Source organism: Bacillus cereus (assembly GCF_025917685.1).
Classification (GTDB): Bacteria; Bacillota; Bacilli; order Bacillales; family Bacillaceae_G; genus Bacillus_A; species Bacillus_A cereus_AT.
The window spans coordinates 3595540-3610735 of sequence record NZ_CP089518.1; the positions used below are offsets into that span (position 1 = coordinate 3595540).

The window sequence follows — 15196 nt, forward strand, 5'->3', positions numbered from 1 at the left end:
AATCTTAATAACGTTAATTTTATCATATTCTACAGTAAGAATGATGGTTTCATCAAAAATTGTCCGTTTTTTTTCGTTTTTTAATTCATATATCTGAATTTTTCTACAACAACAGGTTGCAATTGTTTCCCTTGCAGTGCTTCTAATACTGTATCTTCAAGTAACTCCATACGAGCTACCATTGAGTTCGGTTTTTTCTCTGGTGCATCTTGGCCGAATGGGACGAAGTAGATGTTTTTTGTAGCCATTAGGCGCATGAGGTTGACGCCAACAGGGTGATGACAATATAAATATTTCTTTTTTCTTCTATTATATGTTTATTTCACAAGCTGTAAATTTATTTTCATTTCAAAGCATGTATATCATATTCTTCATTGAAGCTAAATGTGAAATTAAAGAAAAGAAATAATACATACTTAATATATAATTTCTTTTAGGGGGCATCTTCATGAAGGTTGTACGCTCTATATTTAAAACTTTTCGTTTAGTAGGTTTAATTGTAAAGCCAGTACTTAAAGCATTATCTAAAAGTAAATTTTAAATCTCATAAAAATTAAAATCCCCTTCTGCATATAAGTGCAAAAGGGGACTTTTTTCAAATTATTCTATTCGTTCTACAGACAGTACTCATAGATAAATAAGAAACGGTGTATATTTACACTAACATTTATAAAGATGGAAATCAATATATAATTATCTACATATAGAACCAGATAATAATTTTTGTTCATAAAACTATTCTTTTGTTAAAAAAATGATTAATTCACTTTAATATATTCATACCACCATTTACCACCAGGTCTAGTATCCATCCACCAGGTAATCTTGTCTAATTCTGGATTAGGTAAAACCTCTGTTTCAATATGAGCAAGACCTGTTAATGGATTAACAACCACTTTCCCCTTTGTTCCTCTTTCGTTCATCGCTTGGATAGCTTCTTCAATTAAGTTAGTACCGAATTCACCAGATTTAATATATTGATATCCGCCATTAGAAACAGGTTGTTCGGGTTGTTTTTCTTCTGTAAACCAAGATAAAGATTTGCTCCCAATCAATTCATTCAAATCACATTTACCAATACCAGCTACATTCCCTGTTTCAGTGTATTGCCAAATATCGCATGGATAAGCTGGTCTATTCCCGCCATAACGAGGAATCCATACAAAGTCAGCGTTTATTTTATCTGCTTGGAATTCTTTGTATGTGTGGTGGCCAACATATAATCCAACCTTTTTAGCACCAAGTCTGCGTAATTCATCAATGAATGCCTGCGTGCCAGCTCTCATATCCCCCATTGTTTTTACTTCCACATCAGCAACCCAAAATAAAGCACCTTTATCACCACGATTCCAGAAGTCACGAGCTTCTACACGTGCATCATTCTCAGAAACGAAACGACAGAATGCATAGTTACCAAATGGAACGCTACGTTTTTTCATTTCTCTTACATATCCTTGATACATATGATCTACTGCGTTCGTACCATCTTGCACCCTAGCAATCACTAAATCCAGCTGTGACGCTGCTACATCCCAATTAATATTACCATTCCATTTAGAAATATCTACAATATAACCCATTATTTATCATCCCCTTCACTATTTACATCATGATCAGACCAAATGCCAAGTGCGATACCAACAGTTAATAAATAAGGTGCTAATTCATCTAAGAAGCTTTTCGCCTCTGGTACACCAAACTTTGTAAACAAAAATCCAAGCAAAGAAAAAACCGCAACCCATGTTTTCCAGTTGCGGAATCGTTTTTTTATATTCTCTTTTGATTGATTCATAGTTAATTTATCTCCTTTTCTACATTATCAATGCGCTTATGCGCTTGTTTAGAGCTTTCTTCGACCCTTGTAATACGCTCGCCAAACGAAACCATCTGCCTTTCACTCGCCTTTTGGTCTATACGAATATCATCAACACCTTTACTGATGTATTCTAATTTCGCTTTCATCTCTGCCCCTTGTTGACCGTCTGACTTAATTTCTTTTGAGCGATTTAGCGAGTAAGAAAAATACCCGATTAATGCTGATGCGATTGCTATAAGTACTCCAATTTCAATTGTCATAACTTCACTCCTTTTATGCTGCAAAATAACTTGGATCCATTCCAAATATCTCTGCAATATCTTCTTCACTTCTATCTTTCAAGTAAGATTCAGTTGTAGAAATATCCGAGTGGTTAGCCAACGACTTTAGCTTCTCTAGTGGTACACCTTGCACTTTTAAATTATCTAATCTGCTATGACGGAAACAGTGCGGATTTATTTTAAACTCTTTACCTTCTTTTTCACGCAGCATCTTAGCAAATATCTTGCACCAATAATTAAATACGCTTTTATTTAAAAGTTTTCGCCCACCATTCTTATAAACTCTTACAAATAAATCTGGAATAGTATCTTTACCTAGTTGATCTATATATAAACGAATACATTTCTGCACTCGTGGATTGTAATATAATCTAAACTTCTTACCACGCTTCCCTCGGACCACATTTGTATAATATTGTTCTGTCAGTCCTTCTTTTTGAACTTGGTAAACTTCATTTTTTCTAGCTGCACTGTAGTATGAAAGTGCTAAATACGTAGCTAACATATATCTTTCTTCTGCTATTAACTCATCGATTAACCATTCAATTTGTTCTTCAGTTATAAATGTAATTTCTCTAATTGGATTCTTAGGTAAACCACGTACCCTTGAACCTACATTGAATTCATAATTATAGTCATCATCGTCTGCGCAAAATTCAAGTGCTGAACGTAAAGCACTCATCAATCCATTTACACGCGCATTAGACATTCCCATTTCTTGAAAAATAATAGATAAGTTTCGAATGTCTTTACGTGTTAAATCAATAAGATTTTTATTTTCGAAGTGTTCATGTACTAGAAACAAAATAATTCGTAAATCCCAATTGTATTGCTGTAAAGTGCTTGCCGCTTTTCCTTGTGCTTTCTTTTCAATAAGAAAATCCTTGACTAGACTTTTATTTTTCTGGCTAACATACTTTTCATAAATCGCTTGGTCTACTATTCGTTTCACACTAATCATCTCCTCAAAATAAAAAGAGAAGCGAAATCGCTCCTCTTGATCTATGAATTGAATCTATTTACAGCTTCACTTTATTTTTTACACGAACTGGACCATCATATAATGTTTCAAAAAAATAATTTTCACTTCTTTTTTCACTAAAATAGTTACGCGCTAACGTTTTCAAATCTTCATAATGCTTCCCTGTGCTAAAATCAATCCATGTCATATCAGCAGTTATAATACGACCAGGTTCTTCTATTTCCACTTCATAAACATGATTTATGTTGAACTTCTTTCGATATGCTAATGCCGCTTTTAAATCTTTTACTAGATATTTTGATTCTAATCGAGAAGGTGCCGAAGGAAAGCTAACTTTTCTTACTTCTTCAAAAATCATCTCTCTTAAATGTTGAGCGTAATTATGTTCGCTTCCCCTATAAAAATCAGGATGCTGTATTGCTTTACCATAATTAATAGTCAACAGTTCACCTTTTTTTAATTCCGTATTGGATGCATGATAGAAAATCCCCAAACATTTCTCCTCCTAACGCATATTAAAAATAAGAATAAAATAATACGAATATTCTATCATAACAATGATCTTTAATCTAATTATTCGAATTTACGATAACCACTTCTGTTAATACAAGCCGTATTTTATTAAAAATAAAAAGCCCACTATTGTGCGCTATCCGTAATTAAATCCGCTCTTCCATTGTCAGTTAGGTATTTATCGATTCTTTCTTTGTACGTCTTCATCTTTACAATGATAAATGTATAGGTAAAAACTTCATCGATAACTCGTTGTGCCATGTATTCTGCCATTTTGGGTCCACTCCTTTTTTATTGAATACCTGCAATAATCATTTCATCCATTGCCTTCTGCATTAATTCCATCTGCTTTTTAAGTTTTTCTAATTCCGATGGTTCCTCTGGTTGCGGTTCTTCAGGCTTGGGCTCAACTGTTTTAACCCATTTTACCCCCGTGAATATTGGATCGTAAGCTAACCAGGGGCAAACTTCTAAAGTACAATTTTCTGGGATATCTGGCTCGTAACCTACAATAACATCTTCCTTATATGGCACTTTAACAGGTACATACTCAACACTGCGTATAACACAATCAGGACATTCGTGTTTGTCGATCGGTTCCTCTGGAAGAAATTCCATTGCCTCTTCTGGATCTTCACCCGGATCGGGGAGCGGCACGTCAGGTTTATACGTACCATCCTCAATAGATTGGTGAAGCTCACATAACTTCTCTTCTGTAACAATTTCTTTCTGTTCTTCTCGGATGAATTCTTTTCTTTCGTAAATCGGTTTCTCATCTAACGGAATGATTTCCGTAAATTTCCCTTTATCATCGTAACAATAGCCGTAATATTTAGCCATGAAATAGCCTCCTTTAATTCACTACGAAAGTAGTTAATATTCTAAATCTCTTCCCTGGGGCGTCAACATATATTTCTCCATTGTATCGAACCATTACTCGTGATGGCGTTCCATCAACGGCGATTGCGTCGAATGCATAAGATTCTGTTGGGCACATATCAGCAGGTAGAGTTGTAACAATAAGACCTGTAGCTCCTGCATTTCTAACTACGTCTAAATTAACTGTTACCACATTCCCTTTCCGTGTAGCTAATTGAGGGGTTGCGCTTCCTGCTGTAGCGTCTGCCGTTAATGTTAAAGTTACTTTCCCGTCTTTCGTTTTCGTCACTACGTTAGTGTTTGGCGCAAGGATATTGAAAGATTTTGCAGTTTTATCATAGGAGAAAATCGAATTACCTGCACCAGAATGGTAGGCTCTCCAGTTGCCGCCTACGTCTTGACCTAGTACAACGTCTATGTCACCACCTGTAGTCCATTTTAATTCACGGTAAGATGCCCCTGTCGGTCTATCAAGTTGTAAATCTCCTGTCATGACCTCCCCAGACTTCTTAACAAGGTTCGCAGCGTTGACATTGAAACCGTTGTCGTCATTACTCCAAAGAACTTTATCTCTCTTCCAATCTTTCATGTACAACTGCTTGCCGTCTGCTGTAGACATGATGCCCGTGTCCATGAATTCTCCATATCGCCATATTAAACCTTTACCGCCTGTACCATAAATAAAGTTATTAGCTACAGTACCGCCGTTAATATCTAGTTGTTGAATCCATTCTCCCCACACACCTTTATTCCATAGCCTTACCCAAACCATAGGTGTTGCAACAGCAAGTGTAGTAGCCGTCTGTTTAGCGTAGTCAGAGGATGTGTGTTTAACCACTTCAATATAGAAGAACTTAGATGAAGCCGCTGCACCGTCTGGCGTGTTCAACATGTTCTGCCCAGAGTACTGTCCAGCTTTGATTATAGTATTCAAGTCTTGACCTGTTATCGTAATAGCTCGTCCATCAGGTTGTGTGAACTCTGAATAGTTTTCCGATTTCTTCACAAGGTTAGTAGTCGAATTCAATGTAAATGTATCAGTCGATGCTTGATACTCCCATACGAATTTATTTCCTTCTGTAGGGTGTAATTTCTGCATAATTAACTTATTGTTTCCTGCTTGAGCACGTATTTTAAATTCATTATCATTACTGCCTTTAAAAGTAACGTTTCTATCAACGTTCATGTTTAGATCGCCTGTCATCGTATCCCCAGCTTTTTTAACTGCTGCATCAGCTTTTGCCCCTGCTGCGATGATACCGTCAATATCTACTCCTTTAAGTTTCTCCCCTGCTTCAATCGCTTTTTGGATAATTGTAAATTCATTTGTAGATTCAACGGCACCATTACCTGAATATGATTGTTTAACAGTAAATCCAAACGGTTCTGCATCTAACTCCTGGTCCTTTTCAAAAATTCGAACTTGCCCATACACATTTCCTGCCGCTGCTAGAGTTTGTGTTTTTAAGATAATTTGATATTTACCTTTCGTCGCGTTAATCGGTTGCAAATCTTCCTGAAACACTGTTGTACCATCTGGCTTTTTAAAAGTGATTCGAACCGCTTTTGCCTGACTCAAATCTAATTCCTGTCCTTCATTTGTTATGTTTAATACTAATTTAGCGGAATTTCTATCACCTTGTGAGAAACGTATTTCCTTTGTAGATATCTCATTTACTAAATCTACAGTAAGTTCTCGTGTTTTGAATGTCATAAAATCACTCCTCTATGCAAAATAAAAAAGACCAGCGTTTGCTGCTCCCTTGGTTTTAACTAATTAATTTTTGAAGTAATGCTTTCATTTCTGATACGTCATTTTCAAGTGTTGCTACTCGCTCTTTGAGTTGTTTATTCTCTGCTTTAAGTTCAATATATATTTTTTGCGTTGCATCGATTGCAAGAGAAACTACAGGATATAGATTAATAGCTTCCTTTTCTACTGTAGTAAATACATCATCAGAATCCTCTGCTATAAACCCATATTGTAGAGGGATATCTTTAACAGTAGGTAATGGATCTCCTTCTTTTCTGTTCTCTCTCATCTCATACAATCTATCCATATCGGATTTAAAGTGATACTGTTGCACTTTAAGTCCCATAAACTTATCAAGTGAATCAATTTCAATATCCTTAATGGCTGTTTTAATTTTTCTTGTAGATGTCTGTTGTAAGGATACAGCCTTAATATAACGAGCTTCTAAATCCCTAAATTCATTACCGTTAACACTTTTAATTTGAAGACTGCCTTGATAACCAGAGGCGTGAGAGGACCTCATTAGAACATAAGCAAGCCTAAAATCAGCATTCATATCATCGTCTTTTATAACAGGTGCATTTTGCTCACTTGGTTTGTTGGTTTTTGAAAAAATCCAGTTACCATTACCAGATTCGATATATACTTCTTTGTTAGCCTTTACCCATGCGTAACTAGCCGCACCTACATACACACGACCACCATAAGTTCCAGCAAGACCTTCTGTCCCTATATAAACATCATTTTTAGACTGTAAATTAAGCCTTCCATCAGCACTTATATTCATATGCCCGCCATCACGATAGAATGAAATTTGTGAGCTTCTAGAAAATTCATTTGTAGTAGGATTATAGTATGCAACCATACCTAGAGTTGCATATGATGTGTCAAAATTCTCTACTCCATTTATCCTTGGGGTTACTTGTGTAAGTGCAAATGAACCGTTCATTGACCCTTGCGCACTGTCTCGCCCTAAAATAAAAGTTGGTTGGAGTCCTCCGTCTGTTGATCTATCATAAAACCCTAAAAATCCACGTATTTCATTTTTATCATATAGACGTATGTTTTGTTTATTAATTTGTATATATCTTTGTTCGGAATCTCCTGTAGTCTTTAAAGTCACTCCTTCTAAAACTTGCCCTTTAATATGATTCGCTGTAATAAAACCTACTAAGTTAATCTTGTTCGCATTCAATGTTATATTCTCTTTACTCATATTGAATGCTGCGATTACACCGTTTTCCTTTACAGATATACTAACGCCTTTTTCTGTTAGCTCAAGGCGTGATTCCATAGTTCTTACATAGGAATCTTTAGCAAATTCTCCATCTGCTTGCGTTCTTGTATATACTTCTGTCTTTTTTGCTGCTAAATCGATACCTTTCTCATTAACACTAAAACGGTTGTCGATCATAGTCATCTTCTGATTAAATTGCTCAGTTGCAAGCTTGTTCGCTAGTTCTGCTAATAGATCTTCTTTATTTTTATTAACTGTATTCTTCAAATCAGGAATCTTAAAACCAGCAACATAATCCTCTACTTGTTTCAATTCAACTTTTGCATTGATTGCTGTTGCCTGTTGTTCAATTTTAGAATTTGCTTCAGTAAGCTTTTTACCTTGCGCATCTACTATATTATTTAAATTCCCAACTGTGGAGGATAAACCGCTTGCTGTTTTTTCAACTTCTAAAACACGTTTATCAAATCCATTTTGGTTATTTTCTACTATTGTTATTGTTTCTTTGATACCATCCACACTTTTTGTAATTTCATTTGTTTTCTTCGTAAATTCATCATTTGCAACTTGGTTTTCTGGGGCTGGCGTCCAATCCTGCGGCTTATTCCCTTTATATAGAGCAACCCACTCTACAGTAGCTTTTGTAGTATTACTTGGAGAGTTATATAAACTTAACTTTCGTTCATTCCCACTTGTAGCCGCAACAGCTTTGAAGGTTACATAAGTTATTCCATTAGCGTAAACACTTGTTGCATATCCAACATTGCTAGACCCACCATTCTGCCAAATCCCAAATTTTTGACCTTGAAGGACACTTCCTTTAATTACAAAGGTATATTCCTCACCTGTAGCGAAATTTTCAGTTAGAGAATATTGATTGATTAAATAATCTGTTTTCTCATATTTTACATTTGAATCTAATGCAAGGTTACGTCCCCCAACCTTATCATTATTAACTTTCGTTTCTACACTAGTTAACTTTTCATTGATTTTACCTGCTTGCTCTGTAATTTCAGTTGTTGTTTTCTTGAGATCATTTGCTGTTTGCTGCACATCTGAAATTGTCTTTTTTGTACCTTCCACAGTTTGCTCGACTGTATTTAATTTCCCGCTAATTTCCCCATCTTTTTTCGTTAATGATTCAATAGAAGTTTTAAATCCATCAGCGGTTTGTTCTGATGTAGTAACTCGTTCGGTAAGCTTTCCCTGTTCGTTTTGTATATTTGATACAGAAGTATTGATCCCTTTAATAGTAGTCTCAATTTCTACTGTTTTTTTCGTGAATTCAGTTGTTGATACCTGATCTTCTGGTGCTGGTGTCCATGCTGTCGGTACTGTGCCAATTTCTAATTTAGCCTTTTCAATTAACGTATCCCCAGTGAAATCACGTGCTAAAGCGTAAGCTGAAATCCCTTTAATAGGCTTATCTATTACTACAGCACTCGCTGTGAACCTTTCCTTGTTATACTGTTTACCTGGTGTTAGGCGGTTTTCTATGCGACAACTTGGATACTGAAATGTATCGTCTGTGAAAGTAATCTTCACTTCGATACCAACCCATTTATTCGTTACACCCCATGCCGTAACTTTACCTGTAAATAGGAAACTCATAGCAATATTCTTACCCTGCATTAAAGTAACTGCATCTTTGGCTACATCAAAATAAGTAGATTGCTTGTTTTCCCCAGTCTTCACTAAATGCGATTTAGTAGCCGTTTCTAGTAATAGATTTCGAACACCAATTTCCGTATTATCAACTTTTGTTTTTAAATCAGTAAGTACTTGTTTCGTACCATCAGCGGTTTGTATTACTTCATTCGTTTTCTTTTCAAGCTGTGATAGACCCTCATTCGTTTTCGTTAACTCTGACTTCTCGGCTTTCTGTGTAAGAGCTTCATTCGTTTGACCAATAGATGTATTTATATCCTTGAATTTCTGTACATTCCCTTGTTTATCAGTTTCATAGACTTGTTTACCAACAGTGTTATTATCGATGTAATCTCTCGTATAAACACCTGATTTATCAGCCTTATCTTTTAGCTGAGTATTAATCCATGTTTGATCCACTTTGTCATTAACTTGCTTTTGAACATCAACTATTTGTCCAGCTATTTCTTGAGCTTTATTTTCCACAGTTTGAACTTTTTGATTTAACTCTTTTTTTGTGGACTCAATATCTTTATTAACCTGCTCTAATGTTTCTTTTTTGACAGACTCTACATCTGGTACAACAGATTCCCAAGCTGTACCTGTCCATATTTTTAAAATACCAGGCTTTCCATTGCTAATATCACGCCAAAGTGTTTTATAGGGCTTTAATCCTGTTGTCGGCGGATTCTTAGCTTCTATAATTTCAACGGTATTATTTTTAAGATTCTCTTGAACCTTTTCAGCAAGTGTTTTGGCTGCTTCTGATTCTTTTTGTGCATTACCAGCGGTTTCGTTAGCTTCTTTAACTAATTTATCTAGCTGATCTATCATTTCTTGTTTATTTCCTAAGGAACTAAGAATGCGATTGTAAATCTTTCGTAGTTCTTCATTTGGATCTGTAATCTCACGGTAATCACCATACACATATTTATCTTGCAATGGATTTTTATGTGATTCATCACCAGCAATTGTTCTCGCTTCTAAATAAAGCTTAGGCGTGAATCCAGTATCTTTAATTCGAATTGAATCTCCCTCATTGATTAACTCATGAGCTAGTCCAAATACACGCCCTATACTTTGTGCTTGAACATCATAAGAAACAGAAGTATTCACACGTTTTGCTAACTCTGCTTTCATAAGAGTCAACAATCGTTCTGGTGTTATATCTTCTTCTGTTTCTGGAGTGTAAAATCCAAATTTATGTTTACCTTTTTCATTCCAGCGTTGAAAAGCATCGCTATCCACAATATATGGCATACCTTTGTTTATATCTGCGATAGTGAGAACTTCTCCACCTTCTTTTTTGATAAAGCCAATTAAAGCTGTACAAATGTTTTGTGAGTTTTCAATACGTTTAATTCCAACTAAATCTTTACCTAACGAGACTTCCTTACCTGTTTCTCTCCCTCTTTTTTTCACCATGTCTACATACCAACCTACGATTTGAGAACCGACCACTTCAACACGGTATATAATTTCTAATTCAAATAGGGAAGCAATCTTTTTTAAGAAACTCAACGGATCTATAAATTCATCAATAGTCATAGAACGAAAACCAGCATACTCTGTTTTACCACGCTGCCATTTTACACCTACAAGAGCAATGTCCATAAATTCATTTACTGTCTTACCTTCAATTTTCTGTGGACGAATATAGTCATCTTTAGCAAGATTAATCCATGCACCTGATGCATAAGTAATTACGGATCTATCGTTAGGATCTTTCTCTACTTCAGTGATTACATACGGAACAATACGCCCATCCCTTACTTCTTTTAATACTAAGTTTTGTTGCATAAGTGTGGCTGCATATTTCGTGTTATCAAATACTTTAAACTCCAAAGTATCGATATTATTCTTGATTTCCCAATGCCGTTTATCATCCCAGTAATCTTTTGGCTGTATAGCTGAAACGATTTGACTAGTTTTAAAATCAATAATATGTAAGACTCCACTTGGTGTTCTCATCTAAACCGCTCCCTATATTTAACCCTGGCTGTTCCGATATCAGAAGGCATGATTTCTAGTATATTAGTACCTTTATTAATGACAGGAAAATTACTGAAAATGTCTTTAATATTAATCGCATCCTTCCCTTCAATCGTTACATGACTATTTTCTGTATCAATTACAACTTTATCGCCAACATCTACTATATAAGGCGGTGTGTTTTTCGTATTTAAATTCACTTTCCAAAACTTCAAATCACTAACTGACATCGCTTCTACTGGCGGTACATCCTGCCATTGCATGATGCTAATCTGTATTTGAGCTGCTTTTTCCATGTGATAGTTATTTTCATCAGTCCACCGTGCGAAACGTTCTGAATCATCTTTTTCTGTCCCAGGAAGAAATTTTGAAATATACGCTTCCCATACGTTTCCTGTTCTAGCTATCCACAATCGACCGAAATATTGATTCCATGTATTTGGATAATCACCGCTCTCATAAATCAGCCCTGTTTTCCCTGGTTTGTTATCGTATCCGATAACCATCGTTCCAAAATTTTGTTCAGCTTGCCAATAGAGATCATTCATAGCAATTTTTGAAAGTACCTTACTATTTTCATCGAGTATTGCTATCTCAACTCGTCCCATTTCATTGATTTTCTTACTCTTACAAGTAACGTAGGCTTGCATAATAAAATCTTGTAATGGACCACCAGGTATACTCTTTTTAACAGCTGCACCATGCCATCCTTTACCTGTTCCAGTACCGAAATCAGAACAATAAAATTGATATTTATCTGATTTCATTTCGCCAACTGGCTCACCATCTTCCATTGCACTGACTTTACTCCATCCGACTGTAGTAGCCATTTCATCCCATACTATACGCTGATTCTTTTCTACAGGCTTTTCCACAGTTTTTAGTGGCATACCGATACGAAAATAATCTCGATTATTTAAAGATATTCCACCGAACCATACATCTAAAAAAGTGTTTGGTTTCGTAATGTCAATCTCAATAATAGGATTAGAGTGAACTGTTCCTTTGTTTTGAACATTTGCCGTTAACCCACGTGCACCTGATTGAAAATCTACTGTTCGAGTAGGTCCTAATTTATAAGGCATCGGACAAATAAACTTCAAAGTACCTTTACCTAACGTAACGAAATCCTCAGGATTAAAATCTTCATCAATAATAGCTAAATATGTTCTATCAGGAGTTGCATCAAATACTAGCTCAACTGCTTCTTCTGTAATTAACCAAGCTGCTATTTCTTCTTTTAATGTTTCTAAATCTTTTCCATCTGGAACGATAATTCCCACAGGGACAGGAAGTGGACGAGGATCTGTTTCCATTCCTAATAATCTTGCGCCTGGATATCCAGGCGTTTTTAAGAAATTGCGTTTCAGAGGTGCCCATGTTGGTGGACTCCATCCTTTTTCTATTTGGATGTATTTTTTCCGTTCGTTATTAAATGTAAAAGAACTCATTTTTCCACCTCATTTCTATATAAAATAAAAGAAACCCTAACCTAAAAGGCTGAGTTTCTTGCTGTTTCTCTATCTTGATACTCTTTCGTATATCGATAAGTCCCACGCGCCACATCTCGTCCCTCTAAAACAACAGGAACTTCAACAACTAAATCACCACCAAGCATTGGAATGGCTCCACCACCAGATGATCCAGACGAATAATTAATCACTTGATTTGATACGCTATTTGCCATAGCTTGTCTGCTATTTGACATACTTCCATACACACCACTCATAACAGACTTTAATCCTGATAACTGGCTCATAGAGCTAGCCATCATACGGCTCATGTCACCCAATAGTTGATTGATTTCTCCCGACATAGCAAATTGTTGTTGTGGCATGGCTGCTACTATTCCCGCACCAATATCTCCAAGTGTTTTTTTATTCAATGGTAAAACCGCTTCTTTTCCAGCTTCTCCTGCACCTTGTAAGTTTCCACCATTCATTCCAAAGATAGTCGGTTTAGTGAAAATACCACCTTTAGCGCGCCAATCAACATTAATTCCTGATGGATAAGTAACGTCTTTACCCAGTACATTTTTTGTACTAGTTTCTAAACTAAAGTGCGGCATTTTAGGCATTTCAGGTTTAGGAATTTTCAATTTCAAATTATCAAAGAATCCTTTGATTTTATCAATGAACCCCTTTACCCCATCAACTGCATCTCTTATTGGATCCATAATAAATCTTTTTGCCGCTTCAAATTTTTCTTGTGCGGCACTCTTCACGGAATCAAATTTCTCGCGCGCTGAATTATATAAATCAGTGAATTTTTGTTTGGCTTGATTATACGTTTCAGTTACTGGATTAATTACGTATTGCTTCACTAAATTCCAGGCTAAAAGTGTATAGGATTTTATAGATTCCCAATTTCCTAATATCCAGTTAGCTAAATCTGCTAGTTTTTGTTTCGTTGTATTCCACAATTCCTGAACCGGTTGAATAACATACTGTTTTATTAAATTCCAACCTGCTAGTGTATAAGATTTTGCTAATTCCCACTGTGAACTTAGCCAAGAAACCAAATCAGAAAATTTTTCTTTCACTAAAATCCAAGTTTCCTGGACTGGTTGGATAATATACTGCTTGCATAAAGACCAAGCAATTTGTGTTGCTAACTTTACTAACTCCCATTGTTGGCTCAACCAGTTAACCAAATCACCAAATTTTTCTTTGACTAAATTCCACGTATCTTGAACAGGTTGAATAATATATTGTTTCAATAAACCCCATCCAATTTGCGCGGCCGCCTTTGCAATTTCCCATTGTGTGCCAAGCCATGAAACCAATTCGCCAATCTGTTGACTTACCCAATCATACGCTTCTTGAATCGGTTGAATAATATATTGAGATATAGCCGCCCAAGCAATTTGTGCACCTGCTTGTATTAATAACCATCCAGCTTGTAGGACCGTTGAAATTAATGAAATAATTGGATCTAAGAATGTAAGTATAGAATTCCAAATTTCTTGCCATTTTTGGAACAATTGCATAAAGAATTGAGATGCTGTTTCAACCAAGGATGACCACCAAATCGATGCTGTTTCTACTAAGGAAGAGAGCCAACTTACAGCTGTATCAACTAAAGAAGAAAACCACCCTGTTGCTGTGTCTACTAAAGAAGATAGCCATGAAGATGCCGTCTCTACTAAAGAAGACCAATAAGTTGATGCTGTTTCGACAAGTGAAGACCACCAAGTCGATGCCGATTCAACAAGTGATGATAGCCACATTGTCGTAGATTCTACTAGAGAAGACCACCAACTAGACACTGATTCTACAAGAGAAGATAGCCAAGCTGATGATGTCTCGACTATTCCACTCCACAAATTTGATAAATAATCACCTATAAAATTAAAAGTATCTATTGTCCACTGTTTTATAGAATCCCAGTTTTTATAAATGGCAACACCTAAAGCAACTACCGCGGCTACAATAACAGCAAAAAGGGCTATCCATCCCATCATCGCTGCTCCTATCCCTGATATGACGACAACTATCGGCGCTAAAGCCATAAACGCTCCTGCGATTACTCCAATAGCTACTGCAATAGCTGCCAACGTAGCTGCTAATTTGGGATTGTTAGAAATCCAATCAGCTATTTTAGCAACGACATCAGCTATAACACTAAGAACTGGCTTGAGGGCTACTTGTAAATCTTGCATTGCCTTTTGGAATTTAACTGCTGGATTTGCATCCATTTTCTTAATAGAATCATTTAATTTGTCTTGTTGCTTTCCAAAATCGACTGTTTTATCTTTCGCACCTAGCAAAGTATTAATGATGTTTTGCCCTTGATCTTCGTACATCGTACCAAAAAATTTAACACCTAATTCATTACGTTTGGTTTCATCATCAACCTCAGATAAAGCCTGGGCAATTTCAGTCATAGCCGCTGAACCTTCTTTACCACCATTAGCTACAGCTTGCCCCCACTTTTCAACTTGTTCTGCCGAAATTTGCGTGCCTTCAAGGGCTTCTTTCATCGCTTTATCGACACCTTGACCAAACTCAGCCGCTTTGATACGTCCTTCTTTTAAACCCGTTATGTTCAGTAAAGTACGCAACACTTTACCCGTCCCCAAAGGACCGCTCACTGT

11 protein-coding genes and 1 pseudogene are annotated in these 15196 nt (G+C 36.2%); all 12 read right to left on the minus strand.

Annotated elements, in window-relative coordinates; all coding sequences use genetic code 11:
* Window positions 1-80 precede the first annotated feature (80 nt).
* Window positions 81-269, minus strand: a pseudogene (gene spoVFB, locus LUS72_RS18555) (dipicolinate synthase subunit B); the annotation flags it as partial.
* Window positions 270-758: 489 nt separating this feature from the next.
* Entirely contained in the window at window positions 759-1580 is an 822-nt protein-coding gene (locus LUS72_RS18560; RefSeq protein WP_264447797.1) for a GH25 family lysozyme, read from the minus strand.
* Window positions 1580-1792: a hypothetical protein gene (locus LUS72_RS18565; protein ID WP_153598888.1), complete on the minus strand. Its 213-nt coding sequence runs from the start codon at window positions 1790-1792 to the stop codon at window positions 1580-1582. The genes LUS72_RS18560 and LUS72_RS18565 overlap by 1 nt, the downstream gene beginning before the upstream one ends.
* Window positions 1793-1794: 2 nt before the next feature.
* Entirely contained in the window at window positions 1795-2076 is a 282-nt protein-coding gene (locus LUS72_RS18570; protein ID WP_264447801.1) for a hypothetical protein, read from the minus strand.
* Between the two features lie 13 nt (window positions 2077-2089).
* Window positions 2090-3049: a tyrosine-type recombinase/integrase gene (locus LUS72_RS18575; protein WP_264447803.1), complete on the minus strand. Its 960-nt coding sequence runs from the start codon at window positions 3047-3049 to the stop codon at window positions 2090-2092.
* Between the two features lie 67 nt (window positions 3050-3116).
* The gene (locus tag LUS72_RS18580) at window positions 3117-3572 is read right to left on the minus strand and encodes a DUF2441 domain-containing protein (protein ID WP_264447805.1); all 456 of its coding nucleotides are present in this window, start codon (window positions 3570-3572) and stop codon (window positions 3117-3119) included.
* A 146-nt stretch (window positions 3573-3718) separates the two neighbouring features.
* Window positions 3719-3865, minus strand: a complete 147-nt coding sequence (locus LUS72_RS18585) for a hypothetical protein (RefSeq protein ID WP_167738264.1) — start codon at window positions 3863-3865, stop codon at window positions 3719-3721.
* A gap of 18 nt (window positions 3866-3883) precedes the next feature.
* Window positions 3884-4432: a hypothetical protein gene (locus LUS72_RS18590; RefSeq protein ID WP_264447807.1), complete on the minus strand. Its 549-nt coding sequence runs from the start codon at window positions 4430-4432 to the stop codon at window positions 3884-3886.
* Between the two features lie 13 nt (window positions 4433-4445).
* Window positions 4446-6185, minus strand: coding sequence for a BppU family phage baseplate upper protein (locus LUS72_RS18595; RefSeq protein WP_264447809.1), 1740 nt, complete (start codon window positions 6183-6185; stop codon window positions 4446-4448).
* A gap of 55 nt (window positions 6186-6240) precedes the next feature.
* Window positions 6241-11079, minus strand: a complete 4839-nt coding sequence (locus LUS72_RS18600) for a phage tail spike protein (protein ID WP_264447812.1) — start codon at window positions 11077-11079, stop codon at window positions 6241-6243.
* Complete coding sequence (locus LUS72_RS18605; protein ID WP_264447814.1) at window positions 11076-12551, minus strand: distal tail protein Dit; 1476 nt, start codon at window positions 12549-12551, stop codon at window positions 11076-11078. Before LUS72_RS18605 ends, LUS72_RS18600 begins: the two co-directional genes overlap by 4 nt.
* Window positions 12552-12592: 41 nt before the next feature.
* Entirely contained in the window at window positions 12593-15166 is a 2574-nt protein-coding gene (locus LUS72_RS18610) for a phage tail tape measure protein (RefSeq protein ID WP_420720164.1), read from the minus strand.
* Window positions 15167-15196: the final 30 nt, after the last annotated feature.

Excerpts from the sequence above, each read along its gene's own strand:
- LUS72_RS18560 (WP_264447797.1), bottom strand. The coding sequence starts at position 1,580 with ATGGGTTATATTGTAGATATTTCTAAATGGAATGGTAATATTAATTGG.
- LUS72_RS18565 (WP_153598888.1), bottom strand. The coding sequence starts at position 1,792 with ATGAATCAATCAAAAGAGAATATAAAAAAACGATTCCGCAACTGGAAA.
- LUS72_RS18570 (WP_264447801.1), bottom strand. The coding sequence starts at position 2,076 with ATGACAATTGAAATTGGAGTACTTATAGCAATCGCATCAGCATTAATC.
- LUS72_RS18585 (WP_167738264.1), bottom strand. The coding sequence starts at position 3,865 with ATGGCAGAATACATGGCACAACGAGTTATCGATGAAGTTTTTACCTAT.
- LUS72_RS18590 (WP_264447807.1), bottom strand. The coding sequence starts at position 4,432 with ATGGCTAAATATTACGGCTATTGTTACGATGATAAAGGGAAATTTACG.
- LUS72_RS18595 (WP_264447809.1), bottom strand. The coding sequence starts at position 6,185 with ATGACATTCAAAACACGAGAACTTACTGTAGATTTAGTAAATGAGATA.
- LUS72_RS18600 (WP_264447812.1), bottom strand. The coding sequence starts at position 11,079 with ATGAGAACACCAAGTGGAGTCTTACATATTATTGATTTTAAAACTAGT.
- LUS72_RS18605 (WP_264447814.1), bottom strand. The coding sequence starts at position 12,551 with ATGAGTTCTTTTACATTTAATAACGAACGGAAAAAATACATCCAAATA.